General features: G+C 54.5%; 20 protein-coding genes and 1 riboswitch. Of the genes, 12 read left to right on the top strand and 8 right to left on the bottom strand.

Annotation, left to right across the window (positions count from 1 at the left end; all coding sequences use genetic code 11):
* Positions 1-176: 176 nt before the first annotated feature.
* From AC6I8R_RS17650 to hldE, 3 genes are read left to right on the top strand one after another with little or no spacing between them, the layout of a single operon-like run.
* Positions 177-1,487: a CYTH domain-containing protein gene (locus tag AC6I8R_RS17650; RefSeq protein ID WP_415173176.1), complete on the top strand. Its 1,311-nt coding sequence runs from the start codon at positions 177-179 to the stop codon at positions 1,485-1,487.
* Between the two features lie 30 nt (positions 1,488-1,517).
* Positions 1,518-4,376, top strand: a complete 2,859-nt coding sequence (gene glnE, locus AC6I8R_RS17645) for a bifunctional [glutamate--ammonia ligase]-adenylyl-L-tyrosine phosphorylase/[glutamate--ammonia-ligase] adenylyltransferase (RefSeq protein ID WP_415173177.1) — start codon at positions 1,518-1,520, stop codon at positions 4,374-4,376.
* A gap of 54 nt (positions 4,377-4,430) precedes the next feature.
* Complete coding sequence (gene hldE, locus AC6I8R_RS17640; protein WP_021183461.1) at positions 4,431-5,855, top strand: bifunctional D-glycero-beta-D-manno-heptose-7-phosphate kinase/D-glycero-beta-D-manno-heptose 1-phosphate adenylyltransferase HldE; 1,425 nt, start codon at positions 4,431-4,433, stop codon at positions 5,853-5,855.
* Between the two features lie 58 nt (positions 5,856-5,913).
* Here the strand turns inward: hldE and ubiK are convergent, their stop codons facing one another.
* Positions 5,914-6,198 (bottom strand): ubiquinone biosynthesis accessory factor UbiK, encoded by a 285-nt coding sequence (ubiK, locus tag AC6I8R_RS17635; protein ID WP_021183460.1) that lies wholly within the window; start codon positions 6,196-6,198, stop codon positions 5,914-5,916.
* A 171-nt stretch (positions 6,199-6,369) separates the two neighbouring features.
* Positions 6,370-6,519, top strand: a riboswitch (FMN riboswitch).
* A 109-nt stretch (positions 6,520-6,628) separates the two neighbouring features.
* On the opposite strand from ubiK, the gene ribB reads away from it, so the two are divergent.
* Positions 6,629-7,285 (top strand): 3,4-dihydroxy-2-butanone-4-phosphate synthase, encoded by a 657-nt coding sequence (gene ribB / locus AC6I8R_RS17630; protein ID WP_021183459.1) that lies wholly within the window; start codon positions 6,629-6,631, stop codon positions 7,283-7,285.
* A 156-nt stretch (positions 7,286-7,441) separates the two neighbouring features.
* Entirely contained in the window at positions 7,442-8,227 is a 786-nt protein-coding gene (gene ygiD, locus AC6I8R_RS17625) for a 4,5-DOPA-extradiol-dioxygenase (protein WP_497832640.1), read from the top strand.
* A gap of 44 nt (positions 8,228-8,271) precedes the next feature.
* On the opposite strand, the gene AC6I8R_RS17620 is transcribed toward ygiD, so the two are convergent.
* The 3 genes from AC6I8R_RS17620 to tolC all read right to left on the bottom strand — a co-directional run bounded on the left by AC6I8R_RS17620 (position 8,272) and on the right by tolC (position 11,718).
* Positions 8,272-9,435, bottom strand: coding sequence for a glutathionylspermidine synthase family protein (locus AC6I8R_RS17620; RefSeq protein ID WP_415173178.1), 1,164 nt, complete (start codon positions 9,433-9,435; stop codon positions 8,272-8,274).
* A gap of 8 nt (positions 9,436-9,443) precedes the next feature.
* Positions 9,444-10,103: a DUF1190 family protein gene (locus tag AC6I8R_RS17615; protein WP_021183456.1), complete on the bottom strand. Its 660-nt coding sequence runs from the start codon at positions 10,101-10,103 to the stop codon at positions 9,444-9,446.
* Between the two features lie 142 nt (positions 10,104-10,245).
* The gene (gene tolC / locus AC6I8R_RS17610) at positions 10,246-11,718 is read right to left on the bottom strand and encodes an outer membrane channel protein TolC (RefSeq protein WP_021183455.1); all 1,473 of its coding nucleotides are present in this window, start codon (positions 11,716-11,718) and stop codon (positions 10,246-10,248) included.
* 213 nt (positions 11,719-11,931) lie between these two features.
* Between tolC and nudF the strand changes: the two genes are divergently transcribed.
* The 6 genes from nudF to AC6I8R_RS17580 are packed head-to-tail and all read left to right on the top strand — an operon-like array spanning position 11,932 to position 17,344.
* Positions 11,932-12,567 (top strand): ADP-ribose diphosphatase, encoded by a 636-nt coding sequence (nudF, locus tag AC6I8R_RS17605; RefSeq protein WP_021183454.1) that lies wholly within the window; start codon positions 11,932-11,934, stop codon positions 12,565-12,567.
* Complete coding sequence (locus AC6I8R_RS17600; RefSeq protein ID WP_013510528.1) at positions 12,564-12,989, top strand: DUF1249 family protein; 426 nt, start codon at positions 12,564-12,566, stop codon at positions 12,987-12,989. The genes nudF and AC6I8R_RS17600 overlap by 4 nt, the downstream gene beginning before the upstream one ends.
* A gap of 43 nt (positions 12,990-13,032) precedes the next feature.
* Entirely contained in the window at positions 13,033-13,860 is an 828-nt protein-coding gene (gene cpdA / locus AC6I8R_RS17595; RefSeq protein ID WP_208723591.1) for a 3',5'-cyclic-AMP phosphodiesterase, read from the top strand.
* Between the two features lie 3 nt (positions 13,861-13,863).
* On the top strand, positions 13,864-14,445 hold the full coding sequence (yqiA, locus tag AC6I8R_RS17590; protein WP_021183452.1) for an esterase YqiA: 582 nt from the start codon (positions 13,864-13,866) through the stop codon (positions 14,443-14,445).
* A 47-nt stretch (positions 14,446-14,492) separates the two neighbouring features.
* Complete coding sequence (gene parE / locus AC6I8R_RS17585) at positions 14,493-16,388, top strand: DNA topoisomerase IV subunit B (protein WP_021183451.1); 1,896 nt, start codon at positions 14,493-14,495, stop codon at positions 16,386-16,388.
* Positions 16,389-16,444: 56 nt separating this feature from the next.
* Complete coding sequence (locus tag AC6I8R_RS17580; RefSeq protein WP_497832639.1) at positions 16,445-17,344, top strand: LysR substrate-binding domain-containing protein; 900 nt, start codon at positions 16,445-16,447, stop codon at positions 17,342-17,344.
* Positions 17,345-17,440: 96 nt separating this feature from the next.
* On the opposite strand, the gene AC6I8R_RS17575 is transcribed toward AC6I8R_RS17580, so the two are convergent.
* Together AC6I8R_RS17575 and AC6I8R_RS17570 are read right to left on the bottom strand one after the other, a co-directional pair.
* Positions 17,441-17,752: a putative quinol monooxygenase gene (locus tag AC6I8R_RS17575; RefSeq protein ID WP_497832638.1), complete on the bottom strand. Its 312-nt coding sequence runs from the start codon at positions 17,750-17,752 to the stop codon at positions 17,441-17,443.
* A 31-nt stretch (positions 17,753-17,783) separates the two neighbouring features.
* A complete protein-coding gene (locus AC6I8R_RS17570; RefSeq protein ID WP_021183448.1) occupies positions 17,784-18,365 on the bottom strand; it encodes an NAD(P)H-dependent oxidoreductase in 582 nt (193 codons plus the stop codon).
* 153 nt (positions 18,366-18,518) lie between these two features.
* Between AC6I8R_RS17570 and AC6I8R_RS17565 the strand changes: the two genes are divergently transcribed.
* Positions 18,519-19,286: a transporter substrate-binding domain-containing protein gene (locus tag AC6I8R_RS17565; RefSeq protein ID WP_021183447.1), complete on the top strand. Its 768-nt coding sequence runs from the start codon at positions 18,519-18,521 to the stop codon at positions 19,284-19,286.
* Between the two features lie 70 nt (positions 19,287-19,356).
* On the opposite strand, the gene AC6I8R_RS17560 is transcribed toward AC6I8R_RS17565, so the two are convergent.
* Both AC6I8R_RS17560 and AC6I8R_RS17555 read right to left on the bottom strand, forming a co-directional pair.
* Complete coding sequence (locus tag AC6I8R_RS17560; RefSeq protein ID WP_021183446.1) at positions 19,357-20,220, bottom strand: ketose-bisphosphate aldolase; 864 nt, start codon at positions 20,218-20,220, stop codon at positions 19,357-19,359.
* A 135-nt stretch (positions 20,221-20,355) separates the two neighbouring features.
* Positions 20,356-21,207, bottom strand: a complete 852-nt coding sequence (locus AC6I8R_RS17555) for a class II fructose-bisphosphate aldolase (protein WP_415173180.1) — start codon at positions 21,205-21,207, stop codon at positions 20,356-20,358.
* Positions 21,208-21,210 lie beyond the last annotated feature (3 nt).

Genomic DNA, 21,210 nt, shown 5'->3' with positions numbered 1-21,210 from the left:
AAAACACTGGCACAGTCTGGAGAGGCTTCCCATAAATCTGAATGAGAACTATCCTGGTCTCAATCTGGTGCGAAAAGGGTCGTAAAAGCAAAAGAAACCCAAGACAGCGCGCATTCAGTGCATTACTCTTCGCCAGATTAACTTCTTAACGTGCCAGCAGCGTATTCAAAAAAATTATGACCATCGAAATCGAATTAAAGTTCATTGCCACGCCAGAAGCGGCCGAAAAACTTGCCACCACCCTGGCGGCAATGCCTCATCAACATGTGGCGGCACGCGAACTGACCAACATCTATTTTGAAACCGATGACAATCAGTTGCGTCGCTGGGATATGGGACTGCGCATTCGTGGCGTTGATCAACGCTATGAAATGACACTTAAAACATCCGGTAAAACCGTGGGTGGTTTGCACCAGCGCCCGGAATATAACGTGGATCTTGATGCGCCAGACCTGGACATCGCGCTGCTGCCAGCCGAAATCTGGCCGCAAGGCACCGATGTCGCTGCACTACAGCAGCGGCTGGAACCGTTATTCAGCACCCATTTCCAGCGTGAGATGTGGCTGGTGCAATTTGCTGACAGTGAAATAGAAGTGGCGTTTGATCGTGGTGAGGTTGCTGCCGGTGAATTCAGTGAACCGCTGTATGAAGTGGAGCTGGAGCTGAAACAAGGTAGCCGTGCGGACCTCCTGAGTTTCGCTGCAAAGCTGATTGATATGGGGGGATTACGTCTTGGCAGCCTGAGTAAAGCCGCCCGCGGCTATCAATTGGCACAAGGTAATCCACCCCGTCCATTGCGGACCTTTCCGCTGTTGAAGATACCGGCAAAAGCGACGGTGGAGCAGGGGATGATCAACGCTTTGTCTGCGGGGCTGAATCACTGGCAATACCATGAAGAGGTCTGGTTGCGAGGTAACCCGGCAGCAAAAACGTCAGTTCTGGAAGCGCTGGACGCGCTGCGTCAGACATTTTCACTGTTCGGCGCGCTGGTACCGCGCAAGGCCAGCAGCGATTTGCGTCAGAAATTGACGCGCATTGAAGAGGTGCTGACGAATGACGACCAGGAAGCTCAGGAACTCTGTTTTTCTCTTGCCTCTGTAGAGGCTCAGTTAGCGCTTACTCACTGGCTGGTCGAATCACAGTGGCAAAACTGGTTGGATGATAAGAACAAAAGCAAATTGCAGGGTTCCTTCAAGCGCTTCAGCGACATTATGCTGAGTCGCATCGCCGCCGACCTGAAAGAAACGTTTGTTGATGTGCAGTTGTTTAATGAGTTTCAGGATAAAGCCACTCGCCTTAATCGTCAGTTACTGGCGGTCCATCTGCTGGCAGGGGCCTATCCGGCAGAAGAGGTGAACAACTGGATGTCATCCTGGCAGACATTGCAGCACGCTATCCATATCAAGCAGGAACGTGGCTTGAATACCTTAGTGAATCAGGCGGTTAAACAGGTGCCATTCTGGCTCAATAGCGGCGCATCGCGTTAACGCGACGCAAAACAAATTCAGGGAGGGGAGATGTTGTTACCGTTATCCGCGCTGATGCAGGCGCAACTGAACAGTGCGGCAGACAAATTAGGTCTGTCGCCAGACGCACTGACCCCTGAACAGGCAGGCGCGCTCGCATTCAGTGACTTTATTGTCGACAACCTGCAACAGCACCCTGAGTGGTGGCAGCAGTTGCAACAACAACCTCCCCAGCCTGAAGAGTGGCAACACTACGTCGCGTGGCTTAATGACACGCTGGCGGGCATTGGTAACGAAAGCGACCTGATGCGCGAGCTACGCCTGTTTCGCCGTCACATGCTGGTGCGAATTGCCTGGATGCAGTGCCTGCAACAGGCAAGCACCAGTGAGAGCCTGCAACAACTGAGCGTACTGGCCGAAACCCTGATTGCCGCCGCACGCGATTGGGTATGGCAGGATTGCTGCCGCGACTTCGGCACCCCCTGTAATGCCGCTGGCGAAGCACAGCCGATGTTGATTCTCGGCATGGGCAAGTTGGGCGGCAACGAACTCAACTTTTCCTCAGATATCGACCTGATTTTCGCCTGGCCAGAAAATGGCGTGACGCGCGGTGGCCGGCGTGAACTCGATAATGCCCAGTTCTTTACCCGTATGGGCCAGCGTCTGATCAAAGTACTGGATCAACCCACGGTGGATGGCTTTGTCTATCGTGTGGATATGCGCCTGCGTCCGTTTGGTGACAGCGGTCCACTGGTGCTGAGTTTTGCGGCGCTGGAGGATTACTATCAGGAACAGGGACGTGACTGGGAACGCTATGCCATGGTTAAAGCGCGTCTGATGGGCAATGACCAGGGGCGCTGGAGCCAGGAGTTGCAGCAGATGCTGCGGCCTTTTGTCTATCGCCGCTATATTGATTTCAGCGTCATTCAGTCGCTGCGCAACATGAAGGGAATGATCGCACGCGAAGTGCGCCGTCGTGGCCTGAAAGACAATATTAAATTGGGTGCGGGTGGTATCCGTGAAACCGAATTTATTGTTCAGGTATTCCAACTGATTCGCGGTGGGCGTGAGCGTTCACTTCAGCTGCGTTCCCTGCTGCCAACGCTGTCAGCCATTGGTGAGCTGGGTTTACTGACGGCACAGCAGGTGGGGCATTTGCGTGAGGCCTATTTGTTTTTACGCCGCCTGGAAAACCTGTTGCAAAGCCTGAATGATGAACAGACTCAAACCCTGCCGGAAAATGCACTGGATCGGCAGCGTCTGGCCTGGGGCATGGGGATGGCGGATTGGACAGCGCTCATTAACCAGCTTGAATGGCATATGGCCGGTGTCCGCGCCATCTTCGATGAACTGATTGGTGACGATACACCCGATATTGATGATCAGCGTGAACTGGCGGAATTCGCGGTGTTATGGCAGGACTCGCTGGAAGAAAGTGAGCTGGCCGTGCTGGTACCGCAGTTGGATGAAACACAGCGACATGCGCTGTTTGAGGCGTTAAACGCCTTTCGCCTGGATGTGGGCCGCCGTACCATTGGGCCGCGCGGTCGTCAGGCGCTTGATCAACTGATGCCGCGTCTGCTCAGCGAGGTGTGTCCGCGCAATGATGCGGCGGTGCTCCTCAATCGCCTGACACCGCTGCTGCTCGGCGTGCTGACGCGCAGTACCTATCTCGAACTGCTGACGGAATATCATGGTGCGTTGCGTCATTTGATTCGCTTGTGTGCCGCTTCGCCCATGGTTGCCAGCCAGTTAGCGCGCTATCCGTTACTGCTGGATGAACTGCTCGATCCGGCAACGTTGTATCAACCCACCGCGACGGATGCCTATCGCGATGAGTTGCGTCAGTATCTGATGCGTATTCCCACCGACGATGAAGAGCAGCAACTGGAAGCATTGCGTCAGTTTAAGCAGGCGCAGCATCTGCGTATCGCCGCAGCCGACATCGCCGAAACGCTACCGGTGATGAAAGTGAGTGATCACTTAACCTGGCTGGCCGAAGCGATCATCGAATCAGTGGTACAACAAGCGTGGAACATGATGGTGCAGCGCTATGGCCGCCCGTCGCATCTGAGTAACGACAACGAGCGCGGTTTTGCGGTTGTCGGCTATGGCAAGCTGGGCGGTTGGGAACTGGGTTATAGCTCAGACCTCGATCTGGTTTTCCTGCATGATTGCCCGGACGATGCGGTCACCGATGGAGAACGATCGATTGATGGCCGCCAGTTTTATCTGCGTCTGGCGCAACGTGTGATGCATCTGTTTAGCACCCGGACCTCTTCAGGCATTTTGTATGAAGTGGATGCACGCCTGCGTCCATCTGGCGCGGCCGGGATGTTGGTCAGCACATTCGCGGCTTTCGATGATTATCAACGTAATGAAGCCTGGACCTGGGAGCATCAGGCTCTGGTGCGGGCACGTATTGTGTTTGGCGAACCGGCGTTGTGCGAGCAATTTAATCAGATCCGGCGCGGCATTCTTTGCTTGCCGCGTGATGCTGATACGCTTCAGAAAGACGTACGTGAAATGCGTGAAAAAATGCGCGCGCATCTCAGCAACAAACATAAAGGGCGCTGGGAAATTAAAACCGATGAAGGTGGTATCACCGATATTGAATTCATCGCGCAATATCTTGTCTTAGGCTACGCCGCCCGGCAGCCAGCGCTGACCCGTTGGTCAGATAATGTGCGTATCTTTGAGCTGATGGCGCAGCACGACATTATGCCGGAAGAGGAAGCGCGTGCGCTGACGCATGCCTATGTCACGCTGCGTGATGCATTGCATCATCTGGCGTTGCAGGAGTTACCCGGCCATGTGGAGCCGGAAGCCTTCGCGGCAGAGCGCGCGACGGTCAACGCCAGCTGGCAGCGCTGGTTGGCTGGGGCTGAATCTGACAGCGCGGAACACTAAGCCATCTGTGCTATTATCCGCGCACTATTTTTATCGCAGTCTGGAGTCTCTGGAATGAAAGTAACACTGCCCGCATTTAACCAGGCCGCTGTGCTGGTTGTCGGTGACGTGATGTTAGACCGCTACTGGTATGGCCCCACCAGCCGTATCTCGCCTGAAGCACCGGTACCGGTGGTGAAAGTGGATACCGTGGAGGAGCGTCCTGGCGGCGCGGCCAACGTTGCGATGAACATTGCAGCGCTGGGGGCGGCTTCACGCCTGATCGGCCTGACCGGCGAAGATGATGCGGCGCGTGTGCTGAGTAACACGTTGCAGCAGGTGAAAGTGGACTGCGATTTTGTGGCGGTTAAAAGCCATCCAACCATCACCAAACTGCGCGTCCTGTCGCGTAATCAGCAGTTGATCCGTCTCGATTTTGAAGAGGGATTTGAACAGGTTGATCCTGAGCCGATCCATCAACGTCTGCGCCAGTCACTGGCTCAGGCGGGCGCGCTGGTACTGTCTGACTATGCCAAAGGGGCGTTGAACAGCGTTCAGACTATGATCCAACTGGCGCGGGAAGCTAAAGTGCCGGTGTTGATCGACCCGAAAGGCACCGATTTCGCTCGCTATCGCGGGGCGACGCTGCTGACGCCGAACCTGTCAGAGTTTGAAGCGGTGGTGGGTAAGTGCAAAAGCGAAGAAGAGATCGTCAGCCGTGGTATGCAACTGGTGGCGGATTACGATCTCTCCGCGTTGCTGGTGACCCGTTCTGAAAACGGTATGACCTTGTTGCAGCCGGGTAAAGCACCGCTGCATCTGCCCACTCAGGCACAGGAAGTGTACGACGTGACAGGTGCCGGTGATACGGTAATTGGCGTGCTGGCGGCGGTTCTGGCGGCGGGTGAAAGCCTCGAAGATGCCTGTTTCCTTGCGAACGCGGCGGCCGGTGTCGTGGTGGGTAAATTGGGTACTTCAACCGTGAGCACTGTCGAGCTGGAAAACGCCATTCACGCCCGCCCGGATAGCGGTTTTGGTGTGATGAACGAAGCGCAGTTAAAAGCGGCGGTGGCGCAGGCGCGTCAGCGTGGTGAGAAAGTAGTGATGACTAACGGCGTGTTCGACATTCTGCATGCCGGTCACGTATCTTATCTGGCCAATGCCCGCAAGCTGGGCGATCGTCTGATTGTGGCCGTCAACAGCGATGCTTCGACCAAACGTTTGAAAGGCGAAACGCGTCCGGTTAACCCGTTGGAAAACCGTATGATCGTCCTGGGCGCACTGGAAGCGGTAGATTGGGTTGTCTCATTTGAAGAAGACACGCCGCAGCGTCTGATCGCTGAAGTGTTGCCAGACCTGCTGGTGAAAGGTGGCGACTACAAGCCAGAAGATATCGCGGGTAGCAAAGAAGTGTGGGCCAACGGCGGCGACGTGCGGGTGCTCAACTTTGAAGATGGTATCTCCACCACCAATATCATCAAAACCATTCGCAGCCATTAAGCTGCCTGATGTCACGTAGCGGCGCGATAAATCGCGCCGCTACGGTTTTTTTAATTGATCATTTTGTTTCTTCTGGCTTAACCACATCGGCGGCTGGTGGCGCGCTGCGGCTTTCCAACTGGGCCAGACGCTGTTCCAGCGCGGCCAGTTTCTCACGGGTGCGCAGCAACACCTGCGTCTGCACATCAAACTCTTCACGGTTAACCAGGTCCATACGGGTTAATTGTGCCTGCAAAACCTGACGAATTTTCTTTTCGACATCGTCGCCAAATTCGCGAATGCCTTTCGGCATGGCTTCATGCACCTGGCGGGCCAGTTGTTCAATTTTTTTCGTGTCGATCATGATAATTTCCTGGTTACGGGGGCCGATGACAGCGCGTATTCGGTCTTAATAAGCATTAAGTGTAATGCCAGAAACGAAAAGGTTAAACCTGAAATCTGCACCGCAGGAAATGCAAAAGCATTTGCGCTTTTGTTGATTGCCCGACCAGGTGATTGGCGTTATAGTGACTTCGCTTATTCTCAGGGCGGGGCGAAATTCCCCACCGGCGGTAAATCAGCTTCGGCTGAAAGCCCGCGAGCGCTTTCGCTGTAAAGTGAAAGGTCAGCAGATCCGGTGTAATTCCGGGGCCGACGGTTAAAGTCCGGATGGGAGAGGGTAACGACATCAAACGGGCTATGCCCGTGTCACGTTATTGCCATGTGTTTTAAACGCACTCCTAAGCTCGCCCTGATTCTGGTAACTCATATTTTTTAAATAAAGGTTTTTTACCATGAATCAGACGCTACTTTCTGAATTTGGCACGCCGGAACAGCGTGTAGAACGTGCTATCGAGTCACTGCGTAATGGTCGCGGTGTGATGGTACTGGACGATGAAAATCGTGAAAATGAAGGCGACATGATCTTCGCCGCTGAAACCATGACCGTTGAGCAGATGGCGCTGACAATTCGCCACGGCAGCGGGATTGTGTGCCTCTGCCTCACCGAAGAACGCCGTCAGCAACTCGACCTTCCGATGATGGTGGACAACAACACCAGCTCATTCGGCACCGGTTTTACCGTGACCATCGAAGCCGCACAGGGTGTGACGACGGGTGTTTCCGCCAAAGACCGTATCACCACCATCCGTACTGCTATCGCTGATAATGCGAAACCGAGCGACCTGAACCGTCCTGGCCATGTTTTCCCGCTGCGCGCCCGTGAAGGCGGCGTGCTGGCACGCGGTGGTCACACTGAAGCGACCATCGATCTGGTCACCCTGGCGGGTTTCAAACCTGCCGGCGTACTGTGCGAACTGACTAATGATGACGGCAGCATGGCGCATGCGCCGGAAGCGATTGTGTTTGCTAAACAGCATGATATGCCTGTGGTGACGATTGAAGATCTGGTGGCGTATCGCCGTCAGCATGAAACACGTCACGCCAGCTAAGCTGCGTGGACTGAGAAAAAGGCTGGATCGATGATCCGGCCTTTTTTTTCATTCAAATTCTCTGATAAAGATCATCATGGTTATCAGCGTTAATCCTGACGTAAATCAGCGTATCGTAATGATTAATAAATCGGCACTTTTGTCAGAGGATTAATCATGAGCAACACCCGCATGCCAGCCCTGTTTCTTGGTCACGGCAGCCCGATGAACGTACTGGAAGATAACCGCTATACCCAAGCCTGGCAGAAACTGGGGGCGACTTTGCCGCGCCCACGCGCCATCCTGGCGGTTTCGGCGCATTGGTACACCCGCGGCACTGCGGTGACGGCGATGAGCAATCCACGCACCATCCACGATTTCGGTGGCTTTCCGCAGGCGCTGTTTGATGTGCGTTACCCGGCCCCCGGGTCACCAGAGCTGGCACAGGAAGTCGCGGAACTGCTGTCACCAGTGATGGTGCATCTCGATAAGGAATGGGGATTTGATCACGGGTCCTGGGGTGTGCTGGCAAAAATGTACCCGGAGGCGGATATCCCGGTGGTACAGCTGAGTGTCGATGGGACTAAACCTCCCGCCTGGCATTTTGAGTTGGGCCGCAAGTTGGCCGCATTGCGTGAGAGTGGCGTGATGATTGTTGCCAGCGGTAACGTGGTACATAACCTGCGTATGTTGCGTTGGGAAGGCGCTACCGAAGCCTACCCGTGGGCGGAAAGTTTCAACCAATATGTGCTGGATAACCTGAATTATCAGGGTGATATTACGTCACATCCGCTGGTTAATTACCTGCAACACGAAGGCGCGAAACTATCGAACCCAACACCGGATCATTATCTGCCGCTGTTGTATGTGCTGGGCGCACGTCACGAAGATGAAAGCGTTTCTATTCCGGTGGAAGGAATGGAGATGGGTGCCATCAGCATGTTATCGGTGCAGGTGGGATAAAAGTCGTGTTGCATCGCGGCGCGAGACATGGCGCCGCGATGAAGTTACTCAATAAAGGTATGCGGATAGAAGCGTGACAGATCCTGGGTGATCAGCGCGCGATCCTCGCGGATACCGATCCCGGCGGGTTGATCGTCAATCAACCAGCTACCAATCAACGTGTAGCTATCACCAAATTTCGGTAACGGGTGGAACTGCTGCACAATCATACCCTCTTCACCGTAAGGCCCATCAGCTCGCGCGATTTCCTGTCCGTGCTCGATGATACGGATATTAGCCCCTTCGCGTGAAAACAGCGGTTTCACCACATATTTATCCATCTGCGGCACATTGTCGGCATCGGCGAAATAGGCAGGCAACAAATTAGGATGGTTAGGGAACATCTCCCACAGCAAAGGCAGCAACGCTTTGTTGGATATGATGCTTTTCCATGCCGGTTCCAGCCAGCGCACACCGGCATCTGCCAGTTTGGTGGAGAACATCTCGCGCAGCATAAATTCCCACGGGTACAGCTTGAACAGGTTGCTGATCACCTGATCATTGACGTCAGTAAACTGCCCCTTTTCACCCAGGCCAATCTCGTCGATGTAGAGGAATTCACTCGGCAGCCCGGCTTCGGTCGCACAATCCTGCAAATATTGCACGGTGGCGCGATCCTCTTCGGTATCACGACAGCAGGCAAAGTGCAGCCAGTTAAAACCATGCTGTTGATGCAGCGCGGCAAAGCGCTCAATCAACTTCTCTTGCAGGCTATTAAACTGATCGCTACCTTGCGGCAGGTTGCCTGCATTGAGCTGATCTTCCAGCCAGATCCATTGGAAAAAAGCGGCTTCATACAGCGAGGTTGGCGTATCGGCATTATTTTCCAACAGCTTGGCATCACCTTTGCCATCCCAGGCAAGATCGAGACGTGAATAGAGCGACGGCTGGCGTAATTTCCACGAATCACGCACAAAATCCCAGGTGTGTTTAGGAATGCAGAAGCGGGTGAGCAGCGCTTCGCTGTTCACCACTTTTTCTACCACTTGCAGGCACATTTGATGCAGTTCTGCGGTGGTGTCTTCCAGTTGCTCAACCTGCGCCAGCGTGAACTGGTAATACGCTTCTTCACACCAGTATGGCTCGCCGTGCATGGTATGAAACTGAAAACCATACTCGGTGGCTTTTGCGCGCCAGTCCGGGCGTTCGGTAATGGCAATACGTTGCATGGTGCGGCTTAGCCTCCCAGCGAGCGAGAGCTGGTACCGGTGGCACTGCTACGCTGCATGGTATTTTGCTTCGCTACGGTTTCACCAAAGCCGCCACGGGTGATGGTCGAAGTCGTCGCGGGTTTGGGAGCCAGGGCGGTTTTCGGCACGGTCATGGTGCGGCCAGAGGTGGCGGAACCGTAGTTTTTGCCAGACGCATCAACAAACTGGCCGTTAGCCGGGCTATTGGGGGTTTTGGGCGAGAACAGCGGCTGTTGCGCAAATCCGGCACCACCACCCATCATACGGCCCATCATATAACCTGCCATCAGCGGCATCCAGAAGCTGCCACTTTGTTGGGCCTCGGCATTGGTGCCTGCCTGCGCCGGGGTTTGCTGACATTGGTTTTCACCAAACTCCGCCACACAATCTTCACGCGTCGCATATTTTGGCGCGGTGCGTTCCGCTTCTTTCAATGCGTTGTTGTAGGCAGTGGTACATTGCGCGCTCTGGCTCGGATTAGCCTTGCTGCAATCATCCGCATTCTGGTACAGCGAAACTGTTTCATCGCTCTGTTCGCAGCCAGCCAGCATAAACACTGCGGTTACCGCGAGTGCAACGGGCGTCAAATGGCGCGCCTGCCAGCTTTTGCGAAAAGCGGCATGTCTAATGTTTTTAGTCCGTTTCATTTGTTTTCATCCTGTGCCCAAAGGTGACGCTTAGGATAGGGGATGAGTGGTGGAAATTGAAGCGACAGGCCGGGCAGTAAGGGGATCTTTACGTAGCTATACGTTTGAATGAGAAAGGGGCCGCTTGCGGCCCCGGAATGGCTTAGTTACTGAAAGGATTGCTGGTGCTACGTGCCGCTGCCGGACGCGCTTTAGCGGCGGCAGATGCAGAAGACGCTTTAGGACCATTATCCACGCTGGCTGCTTGCTGCGAGTTTTCCGGTGCTACCGTTTCCGGCGAGGTGGATGTCTCTTTACCAAGCTGGCCGTTCAGCAGTTGCAGATCCTGTTCGTTGAGCGTGCCCAGCGCATATTTAATATTGAGCTGGTTGATCATGTAGTTATAACGCGCATCCGCTAACTGCTGCTTCGCGTTATACAGCGTCGTGGTGGCATCTAACACATCAACAATGGTACGCGTACCCACCTGATAACCGGCTTCCATCGCATCCAGAGAACTTTGTGAAGACACGACAGCCTGTTTGTAGGCATCGATGCTACTGATCGAAGCGTTCACGTTGTTAAAGGAGGAACGCACGGTCTGAATGGCGCTGCGATGGGCGCTTTCCAGCTGCTCGCTGGCGCTGACAAAACTGTACTGCGCCTGTTTCACCTGCGAAGTCACCGAACCACCGCTATACAGCGGCAGGGAGAAGCTCAGACCCACCTGGTTAGAACCGGTGATGGAGTCAGAGGTGCTGGAGCTTTGATTCGCACGGCTACCGCCGTATTTGCTGTTCGACATACCGGTCGAGGCAGTCAGATCCAGTGTCGGCATATGGCCGGTTTCCGCAGAGCGGATTTGCTCACGCGCCAGATCCTGACTCAGGCGTGCAGACAACAGGCTGAGGTTGCGGCTTTCAGCCTCTTTTAACAGCGAACTAACGGCATCCGGACGTTTTGTTTTGAAGCGGTCAATATTCAGCTCCGCCAGCGACAGGTAATCCATGCCGGTGATCTGGCGCAACGCTTCGACAGCGTTATCGAGGGTGTTACGGGCGGTCACTTCGCTCGCCAGTACGCTGTCGTACTGTGCGCGGGCGTTCTGCACGTCGGTGATAGCAACCAGACCGACATTAAAGCGTTGTGTTGTCTGATCCAGTTCACGATAAATCGACTGTTTCTGCGCTTCGGTATAAGAAAGGGTATCAATGGCGTTCAGCACATTAAAGTAGGCGGTAGCGGTGTTCAGAATCAGATCCTGTTGGGCGATCTGATAAGTGACATCCTGAATACCGGCAGTTTTTTCCTGCAACGTCAGAGCACGCCATTTCGACATATCGAAAATCGTTTGCGTTAATTGCAGTGATGCGCTGGTCGTGTTGGAATGAAGGCCGCTGCTGTCGCGGAAACCATTGTTATAGGTATAATCTGCACCCAAGCCTAATTGCGGCAGTAACGGGCTGCGCGCTTCATTAATTTTCTCAAAAGCTGCATCGCGATCGGCGGCAGCAGAACGCAGTGTCGGGTTACTTAAACGCGCCTGCTGATAAACCTGCAGCAGGTTCTCTGCCTGGCTGGCAAGGCTGAAACCGCCCAGGCTCAGTCCAATAAAAAGTGGGAGCAGTTTTTTCATTTGCATTCCTTTTGTTGCAGCAAATTGCACTGGTAGCGCTGCAGGTAAGCCAAAAAATAATCGCCGATTCTAGCAGAGACGGCGCGACAGATAAGTTGGCTGAACGTGCCTTCTTCCTCTAATTTACGTAAATAATTCAGAAAGAACCACTCGGACGGAGCACAAGGGTTGGCTTTTCTTCGCTCCATCCCAATCTGCATAAGGAGCCAGAAGATGGCGGATAAAAAAAAATCCCCTGTGACTTTCACAAAAAACGATGTAGAAATTATTGCACGCGAAACACTTTACGACGGTTTTTTTTCCATTGTTCGCTATCGTTTCCGTCACCGTCTTTTTAATGGCGAAATGAGTGGTGAAGTGCAACGCGAAGTTTTTGAGCGCGGCCATGCTGCCGTACTGCTACCCTATGATCCCCTGCGTGATGAAGTTGTGCTGATCGAACAGATCCGCATCCCGGCGCTTGACTCCAGTGCAACGCCCTGGCTGCTGGAGATGGTGGCTGGCATCATTGAACCGGGTGAAACCACGGAGCAGGTGGCGCGTCGCGAAGCCGTTGAAGAAGCGGGCCTCAAGGTTGGGCGCACCAAACCGATAGTGAGTTACCTTGCCAGTCCGGGCGGCACTTCAGAACGCCTGTCGATCCTGGTGGGAGAAGTGGATGCCAGCCAGGCAGAGGGAAATCACGGGCTGGAGGAAGAGAATGAGGATATTCTTGTCCATGTGGTGAGCCGCGAACAGGCTTATCGCTGGGTGGAAGAGGGGATTATCGATAACGCAGCGTCTGTCATCGCCTTGCAATGGCTGGCGTTGCACCATGAAAAACTAAGAGAAGAGTGGAAGCCAAAATGAGACAGCGCTATACCCCTGACTTTCCCGAAATGATGCGCCTGTGCGAAACCAATTTCGCCCAGTTACGCCGCCTGCTGCCAAAAAGCGATGAGGCAGGTGCTTCGGTGACCTATCAGGTGAATGGCGCCAGTTATCAGCTGACCATCGAGGAATCCACCCGTTACACTACGTTGGTGGAAATCCGCCAGGTCGCACCGGCGGTGAGTTACTGGAGTCTGCCGTCGATGTCGGTACGGCTCTACCATGATGCGATGGTCGCTGAAGTGTGTTCCACTCAGCAGATCTATCGTTTTAAAGCGCGCTATGATTACCCTAATAAAAAACTGCATCAGCGCGATGAAAAACATCAGATAAACCAGTTCCTTGCGGATTGGTTACGCTATTGTCTGGCGCACGGTGCTGTGGCACTGCCCGTTTGCTGATAGCGTATAATGCGCGCAATGGCGTGGAGATTAAGGAAACGCTTTGGATAGCCTGCTAACTCTTTCTGCGGCGAGTGGGGCCGATATCAGGATTTTACAAATCACGGATACCCATCTTTTCGCGGGAAAACACCAATCGCTGCTTGGGGTGAACACCTGGTCGAGTTTTGATGCGGTGCTGGATGCCATAGAGGCCCAGCAACGCGATTACGACCTGATTATCGCCACGGGTGATCTTGCTCAGGACCATTCGGTCGAAGCTTATCAGCATTTCGTGGCGGGCATTGCGCGCCTGCCTAAACCCTGCGTCTGGTTGCCGGGCAACCACGATTTCCAACCTGCGATGGTCAACACGCTGGCCGATGCAGGAATTGCAGCAGATAAACATGTACTGCTGGGGGATCACTGGCAACTGGTGCTGCTGGATAGTCAGGTGTTTGGGGTGCCGCATGGCATGTTGAGCGAATATCAGCTGGAATGGCTGGAAAAAACGCTGGCAAAATTCCCGGAACGGCATACGTTGGTGTTGTTGCACCACCATCCATTGGCCTCAGGATGTACCTGGTTGGATCAACACAGCCTGCGCAATCCTCACCAACTGGAAGCGGTGCTACAGAACTTTCCGCGCGCGCGGAATCTGGTGTGTGGTCACATTCATCAGGAGCTGGATCTCGACTGGCATGGCCGCCGGGTGCTGGCGACACCTTCTACTTGCGTGCAGTTCAAACCGCATTGTACTAACTTCACCATAGATACCGTGGCGCCAGGCTGGCGTTGGTTTACGCTCAAGTCGGATGGCACTTTGCACACCGAAGTGAACCGTTTGCAAAGTGAGGAATTCCGGCCTGATCTTGACTCTGAGGGCTACTAAACGATGGCGGCACTGATTTATCTGCACGGATTCAACAGTTCACCGCTCTCAGCAAAAGCCACGCAGCTACAGCTTTGGATGCAGCAACACCATCCGGCGGTTGAGGTGATTGTGCCGCAACTGCCACCGTTCCCGGCAGATGCCGCCCTGATGCTTGAAGATATGGTTTTACAGCACTCGGGTGAAACGCTGGGTCTGGTCGGATCTTCGCTTGGCGGTTATCTCGCCACCTGGTTATCACAATGTTTTATGCTGCCAGCGGTGGTGGTCAATCCCGCCGTTCGGCCCTTTGAACTGCTGGTGGATTATCTCGGTGAGAACCGGAATCCCTACACCGGTCAGCAATATGTGTTAGAGTCACGCCACATTTACGATCTGAAAGTAATGCAGATTGACCCTCTGGAAGCGCCCGATCTAATCTGGCTGCTGCAACAGACCGGCGATGAAGTGCTCGACTACCGTCAGGCGCTGGATTATTACAGCGCGTGCCGTCAGACGGTCGAAGAGGGCGGCAATCATGCTTTTATCGGATTCGAACGCCATTTTGCGCAGATTGTTGATTTTCTTGGGCTAAACCACCCTTGAGAACTGCGTAGTGTGCCAATATTCATATTGCTAATCAGACAGTTACGATGAGCCAATCAAGTTATAATGCCGATGCCATTGAGGTCCTGACCGGCCTTGAACCTGTACGTCGTCGTCCTGGCATGTACACCGACACCACGCGCCCAAACCATCTGGGCCAGGAAGTGATCGATAACAGCGTCGATGAAGCGCTGGCTGGCCACGCCAAACGGGTTGAAGTGATTTTGCATGCTGACCAGTCACTGGAAGTCATTGATGACGGCCGTGGTATGCCGGTTGATATCCACCCGGAAGAAGGGGTGCCGGCGGTTGAGCTGATCCTTTGCCGTCTGCATGCGGGCGGTAAATTCTCCAACAAAAACTACCAGTTCTCCGGTGGCCTGCATGGCGTGGGGATCTCAGTGGTTAACGCCCTGTCAAAACGTGTTGAAGTCACGGTGCGCCGCAACGGCGAAATCTACAACATCGCGTTTGAGAATGGTGACAAAGTACAGGATTTGCACGTTACCGGTACGGTAGCGAAGCGCAACACCGGGACCAGCGTACATTTCTGGCCGGATGAAAGTTTCTTCGACAGCCCCCGCTTTTCCGTTTCCCGCCTGAGCCATCTGCTGAAAGCCAAAGCAGTGCTTTGCCCGGGCGTGGAGATTGTGTTTAAAGATCAGGTCAACAACACTGAGCAGAGCTGGTGCTATCAGGATGGTCTGACCGACTACCTGTGTGAGGCGGTAAACGGCCTGCCGACGCTGCCGGAAAAACCCTTTGTCGGCAGCTTTGCCGGTGATGTGGAAGCGGTTGACTGGGCGCTGCTGTGGCTGCCGGAAGGCGGTGAGCTGCTGACGGAAAGCTACGTAAACCTGATCCCGACCATGCAGGGCGGTACGCATGTCAACGGCCTGCGTCAGGGGCTGCTGGATGCAATGCGTGAATTCTGCGAATTTCGCAATATCCTGCCGCGCGGCGTGAAACTCTCAGCGGAAGATATCTGGGATCGCTGTGCCTATGTGTTGTCGGTGAAAATGCAGGACCCGCAATTCGCCGGGCAGACCAAAGAACGTTTGTCTTCGCGCCAGTGTGCGGCCTTTGTGTCGGCGGTGGTGAAAGATGCCTTCAGCCTGTGGCTGAACCAGAACGTGCAGGCCGCAGAACAGCTGGCGGAGCTGGCGATCTCCAGCGCCCAGCGTCGTATGCGTGCGGCGAAAAAAGTGGTGCGTAAAAAACTCACCAGCGGTCCGGCACTGCCGGGTAAGCTGGCAGACTGTACCGCCCAGGATCTGAATAAAACCGAACTGTTCCTGGTCGAAGGTGACTCCGCAGGCGGATCGGCCAAGCAGGCGCGCGATCGTGAATATCAGGCGATCATGCCGCTGAAAGGTAAGATCCTGAACACCTGGGAAGTGTCTTCTGATGAAGTGCTGGCCTCGCAGGAAGTGCATGATATCTCGGTGGCGATCGGTATCGATCCTGACAGCGACGATCTCAGCCAACTGCGTTACGGCAAGATCTGTATCCTCGCCGATGCGGATTCCGATGGTTTGCACATCGCCACCCTGCTGTGTGCGCTGTTTGTGAAGCATTTCCGCACTCTGGTCCAGAATGGCCACGTCTATGTCGCGATGCCGCCGCTGTACCGTATCGATCTCGGCAAAGAAGTGTATTACGCACTGGATGAAGACGAGAAAGAAGGTGTGCTGGAGCAGCTGAAGCGCAAGAAAGGCAAGCCAAACGTTCAGCGCTTTAAAGGTCTGGGTGAGATGAACCCGCTGCAACTGCGCGAAACCACGCTTGATCCTAACACCCGCCGTCTGGTACAGCTCACCGTCAGCGATGACGATGTGGAGCAGACGCTGCGCGTGATGGACATGTTGCTGGCGAAGAAACGTTCCGAGGACCGCCGTAACTGGCTGCAAGAAAAAGGCGATTTAGCCGACATCGAAGTTTAAGAAATCAGGGCGCTGCGGCGCCCTTTTTTATCGGCAACGCTGAAAGGAAGTAACGTGTGAAGATCACGCTGGAAGAACTACGCGCCTGGGTTACGGTGGTGGATACCGGGTCAATTACCAGCGCCGCTGAGCAACTGCAACAGACCAGTTCCGGTATCAGCCGGGCACTGAGTCGTCTTGAGAGCAAGCTCGAAACCACGCTGCTGCATCGTACCACGCGTCGTCTGGCGTTGACGGAAGAGGGGCAAATCTTCCTCGAACATGCGCGCCAGATCCTCGCCTCCGTGGAGCTGGCGGAGGAACAAATCGCCCAACGACGTGATGTTCCCGCCGGGCGTTTGCGCGTCAACGCGGCCGCTCCCTTTATGTTGCATGTGATTGTGCCGCTGGTGGACGCCTTTCGTCAGCGTTTCCCGCAGATTCAGCTGGAACTGAATACCGACGATATCGTGATTGATCTGCTGGAGCAGCAAACCGATATCGCGATTCGTGTCGGCGAATTACGTGATTCCTCGCTACGTGCGCGGGTACTGGGCAGCAGCGCGATCCGCCTGCTGGCCAGCCCGGCTTATCTGGCAAAACACGGCATGCCGGAGACGGTAGCCAGTCTGCACGATCATCAACTGCTGGGGTTCAGCCAGTTGGAGGCGCACAACGTCTGGCCGGTGTGGCAACATGAAGGCGAATTTCTGCGCGTCAAACCCACGCTGTCGGCATCGAGCGGTGAAACCCTGCGTCAACTGGCGCTCGCCGGTCAGGGCATCGTGCGATTATCCGATTTTGTCAGTCGCGGCGACCGCGTCAGTGGCAGGCTGGTACAGGTGCTGGAAGCGGAAACGCGTGAACTGCGGCTACCGATTCACGCGGTGTACTATCGCAATCAGTCGCTGGCTTCACGGATTAGCTGTTTTCTGGATTTTTTGCGCGAACAAATCGAAGAGAAAGGCTTACTGTAGCGGCGCGATTTATCGCGCGGGGTTGGTGCGGTTTGACTCCCTCATCCCGGCCTTCTCCCGCAAGCGGGAGAAGGAGATGCTCAGCACCGGATGCTGTTACTTTTTTGCCGCTTCCAGCACCAAAATCTTCACATCCACCACATCATCTTTGATGGTGGCGCGGTGCGCATCCATGTGCGGCATCTGTTGATGTTGCTCCAGATGACGCAGCGAATCCCACTGCTCCAGCATAAAGATCGAATCGGGTGAATTGTGCTTCCACGGTACCTGCGCCTGATGATCCACCAGCGCGTCATATTGGTGGCAACCCTCTTCCTGCAACACGGTGGGGATCAGGCGATGAATCGCCTCCAGTACCGTGGCACGACGTCCTGGCTTGATACAAATTTCTGCAACGACAGTCAGCATGAGATGTCCTTTTTTCCTGTGGTGTTTACAGTTAAGCAAAAATTTGGCTGAGATGAGTCCGATAACGTGCGATGTCGCGTGGCACATCTGGTTGTTTAATCACGTCATTACAAATAAAGGTCGGCAGCCCGGTCATACCGAGGAACTGATTGGCCTTATGGAAATGCAGATACACACCATCAACGCCAACCCCTTCGAAGAACTGCTCAGGATCGGTAAAGGCTTCCAGTGGCGCATTCCAGGTCAGCGACAGCATATATTTTTTACCCTGGATCAAACCGCCGGAGCCGTATTTTTTGCTGTCGTCTGAGCGGCTACGGCCATCGCTGGCGTAGAGTGAGCCATGACCTTCGGTAAACACGTCATCGATATATTTTTTCACCGTCCAGGGTTCACCCATCCACCAGCCCGGCATTTGATAAATCACCACATCGCTGGCGAGATATTTTTGGACTTCATCGGCCACTACGTAGTGGCTATCCGCTACCGTGATATCGACCTCATGGCCCAAATCGCGCAGCAGGCTGGCTGCCACCTCGGTTAGCGTATGGTTCAGTTCCCCTTTCGAATGGGCGAAGGTTTTACCACCGTCGATAATCAAAATTTTGCTCATGCTGCATGCGCTCCTTATGAGAAATTAACGCTCACTCTACGCGCGCGGACCAGGCAGAAAAATGCGTGTCAGATCACAAGACTTTTGCTTTTAACGCAATAATGCGCCAGCGTGTGGAACAATTGGAATGCAAACACAAAACAGAGAAGAAAAATGAAAACCATGTTATTCAGTGCGTTACTTCTGGTCAGTGGCGTCGCTCAGGCGCAATCTCACCTTGATCAGGTACGCGAAAGCAAAACGCTCAAAGTCTGTACCACCGGGGATTACAAACCGTATAGCTATTTGCGCAGTGACGGGCAGTATGAAGGGTTGGATATCAGCATGGCGCAGTCGCTGGCGGAAAGTCTCGGTGCCAAAGTGCAATGGGTACCCACTACATGGAAAACCCTCAGCGAAGATTTTGTCGCGCAGCATTGCGATATCGCGCTGGGTGGCGTGTCAGTCACTCTGAAGCGCCAGCAAATTGCCTGGTTCGCTCAACCGTTGGGGGTGGATGGCAAAATCCCGTTGGTGCGTTGCGCTGATAAAGCGAAGTATCAAACCATTGAACAAATCAACCAGCCGCAGGTGCGGGTGATTGAACCGGCAGGTGGCACTAACGAAGCCTTTGTGCACAGTCATCTGCCGAACGCTTCGCTGACGCTGTTCCACGATAACGTCACCATTTTTCAGCAACTGGTGGATAACAAAGCGGATGTAATGATCACTGATGCGTCGGAAGCCTTATTCCAGCAGAAACACTATCCGCAGCTCTGTGCACTTAATCCGGATCAACCGATGCAGTATGGCGAGAAGGCGTACATGATCCCGCGTGATGATATGAGCTGGAAACAGTACGTTGATCAGTGGCTGCATCTCAGTACCGCCACCGGTGATTATGCGCGTATCGCGGAGCAGTGGTTGGGTGTGATCAAATAACCAAACCGCACGATAAATCGCGCCGCTACCATACCCTGCAAAATCCGTAGCGGCGCAATTTATTGCGCAATTAACGATACAAACTGGCTTTACCCAATCCGCCAAAAAGGTTCATTTTGTAGCGAATCACCTCTTTTGCCGCCGCAATCGCATCCGGGTAGATCACATTCGGATCCCACCAGGTTTCGCGCGCCAGAATTTCGCGTACTTTCTGGAAGTAGGCGAACTTCATATCGCTGGAGATATTGATTTTGCCTACCCCCAGCGTCACTGCTTCGGCAATTTCCGCATCCGGGTTGGCGGAGCCGCCATGCAGCACCAGCGGAATGCTCAGACGCTGTGAAATGTCGCGCAGAATATGCATCTGCAACTCCGGCTTCATATCCTTCGGATAGATGCCGTGCGCGGTGCCAATCGCGACCGCCAGGGTATCGACACCGGTACGCTGGACAAAATCCTCGGCCTGGGCTGGTTCGGTGTAGATCACCTTACTCACGCCGCCTTCTACCGTAGTGCCGGTATCGCCAATGGTGCCCAGTTCGCCCTCAACGGAAACGCCCACGGCATGCGCCAGTTTCACTACCTCTTTGGTCAGCGCCACGTTCTCTTCATAGGGTAACAGCGAGCCGTCGATCATCACTGAGGTAAAGCCGCACTGGATAGCGCGCAGCACCTGAGCGATGGAAGCCCCGTGGTCAAGGTGCAGGGTGAAGGGGACGGTGCTTTTCAGCGTGCGCTCACGGACGTAGCCAAAAAATGCATCAGTAACGAATTCCAGTTCGCTGGGATGGATGGAGATGATCGCCGGGGTTTGAGTCGCCTCAGCTTCCTCGACCACAGCGCGAATAAAGCAGCTATCCGCCACATTAAATGCGCCAATGGCGAAACGATTTTCACGGGTAGGTGCCAACATCTCTTTCATAGAAATCAACATGTTATGTTTTCCTTAAGGTGATGTTTAGTCAGGGCCGACGGCAACGCCGACCCGATGATGAATAAAATTGGGAAGAAATCTGTCTTCCGTAAACCTGCGCGATAAATCGCGCCGCTACGATGCTGTGCCCGGTAATCAGACCTTACCGGCCGACCCCGACCAGCTCAGATACTCGGCCACCACTTCGCGGCAGGCGGATTCCATCAGCCCGAGCAAATCTGCCAGCTCGGCGTGGGGATGTTGTTTAAGTGCCTGTTGCAAGGCGTTCTTACCGGCATCAAATACCGCTGCGCCAACATTGATCTTGGCGACGCCAAACTGGCTGACGCGGCGCAGATCCTCAGCCGGCGTGCCCGATCCGCCATGCAACGCCAGTGGCAAGGGCGACACGGCGTTCAACTCCTGCAAACGCTGGAAGTCAATCTTCGGTTTGACGCCAGCCGGGTATAGCCCATGTGCCGTACCTACCGACACCGCCAGCAGGTCAATGTGCGTCTGCTCCACGAACGGCAGCACGTCGGCCACCTGGGTCATCTTCACCGCGGCATCCGCCAGTTCATAGGTTGGGGCATCGGCGATATGGCCCAGCTCACCCTCGACGCACACCCCAGCGGTATGCGCCATCTTCACCACCTGGCTGGTCTGCCGAATGTTCTCCGCCAGCGGTTCAGATGAGGCATCGATCATCAGGCCGGTAAACCCGGCACGAAACGCCTGGCCAATCAGCGGGAAGGCTTTACCGTGGTCGAGTGCTAACGCCACCGGCACCGTGGCGTTTTCCGCCAAAGCCCGCACCAGCGGCACCGCAATCGGAGGGGGGAAATGCGTGCTATGCCCCTGATAAACATTGAGGATCAGCGGTGCGCGCTGTTGTTCGGCGGCCTGAATCGCCGCCCGTGTGGTTTCCAGGTTGAAGCAGTTAATCGCCAGCACCGCGTATTGCTGTTTCGCTGCTGCCTGAATCAGGTCATTCATCATGGCAAACATGGT

It is taken from the genome of Pantoea sp. X-Soil-OKNW-713, assembly GCF_059730685.1.
The sequence above is the reverse complement of the archived record's forward strand: the minus strand, read 5'-3'. Positions and strand labels throughout refer to the sequence as shown.

Excerpts from the sequence above, each read along its gene's own strand:
- AC6I8R_RS17650 (WP_415173176.1), top strand. The coding sequence starts at position 177 with ATGACCATCGAAATCGAATTAAAGTTCATTGCCACGCCAGAAGCGGCC.
- glnE (WP_415173177.1), top strand. The coding sequence starts at position 1,518 with ATGTTGTTACCGTTATCCGCGCTGATGCAGGCGCAACTGAACAGTGCG.
- hldE (WP_021183461.1), top strand. The coding sequence starts at position 4,431 with ATGAAAGTAACACTGCCCGCATTTAACCAGGCCGCTGTGCTGGTTGTC.
- ubiK (WP_021183460.1), bottom strand. The coding sequence starts at position 6,198 with ATGATCGACACGAAAAAAATTGAACAACTGGCCCGCCAGGTGCATGAA.
- ribB (WP_021183459.1), top strand. The coding sequence starts at position 6,629 with ATGAATCAGACGCTACTTTCTGAATTTGGCACGCCGGAACAGCGTGTA.
- ygiD (WP_497832640.1), top strand. The coding sequence starts at position 7,442 with ATGAGCAACACCCGCATGCCAGCCCTGTTTCTTGGTCACGGCAGCCCG.
- AC6I8R_RS17620 (WP_415173178.1), bottom strand. The coding sequence starts at position 9,435 with ATGCAACGTATTGCCATTACCGAACGCCCGGACTGGCGCGCAAAAGCC.
- AC6I8R_RS17615 (WP_021183456.1), bottom strand. The coding sequence starts at position 10,103 with ATGAAACGGACTAAAAACATTAGACATGCCGCTTTTCGCAAAAGCTGG.
- tolC (WP_021183455.1), bottom strand. The coding sequence starts at position 11,718 with ATGAAAAAACTGCTCCCACTTTTTATTGGACTGAGCCTGGGCGGTTTC.
- nudF (WP_021183454.1), top strand. The coding sequence starts at position 11,932 with ATGGCGGATAAAAAAAAATCCCCTGTGACTTTCACAAAAAACGATGTA.
- AC6I8R_RS17600 (WP_013510528.1), top strand. The coding sequence starts at position 12,564 with ATGAGACAGCGCTATACCCCTGACTTTCCCGAAATGATGCGCCTGTGC.
- yqiA (WP_021183452.1), top strand. The coding sequence starts at position 13,864 with ATGGCGGCACTGATTTATCTGCACGGATTCAACAGTTCACCGCTCTCA.
- parE (WP_021183451.1), top strand. The coding sequence starts at position 14,493 with ATGAGCCAATCAAGTTATAATGCCGATGCCATTGAGGTCCTGACCGGC.
- AC6I8R_RS17575 (WP_497832638.1), bottom strand. The coding sequence starts at position 17,752 with ATGCTGACTGTCGTTGCAGAAATTTGTATCAAGCCAGGACGTCGTGCC.
- AC6I8R_RS17570 (WP_021183448.1), bottom strand. The coding sequence starts at position 18,365 with ATGAGCAAAATTTTGATTATCGACGGTGGTAAAACCTTCGCCCATTCG.
- AC6I8R_RS17565 (WP_021183447.1), top strand. The coding sequence starts at position 18,519 with ATGAAAACCATGTTATTCAGTGCGTTACTTCTGGTCAGTGGCGTCGCT.
- AC6I8R_RS17560 (WP_021183446.1), bottom strand. The coding sequence starts at position 20,220 with ATGTTGATTTCTATGAAAGAGATGTTGGCACCTACCCGTGAAAATCGT.
- AC6I8R_RS17555 (WP_415173180.1), bottom strand. The coding sequence starts at position 21,207 with ATGTTTGCCATGATGAATGACCTGATTCAGGCAGCAGCGAAACAGCAA.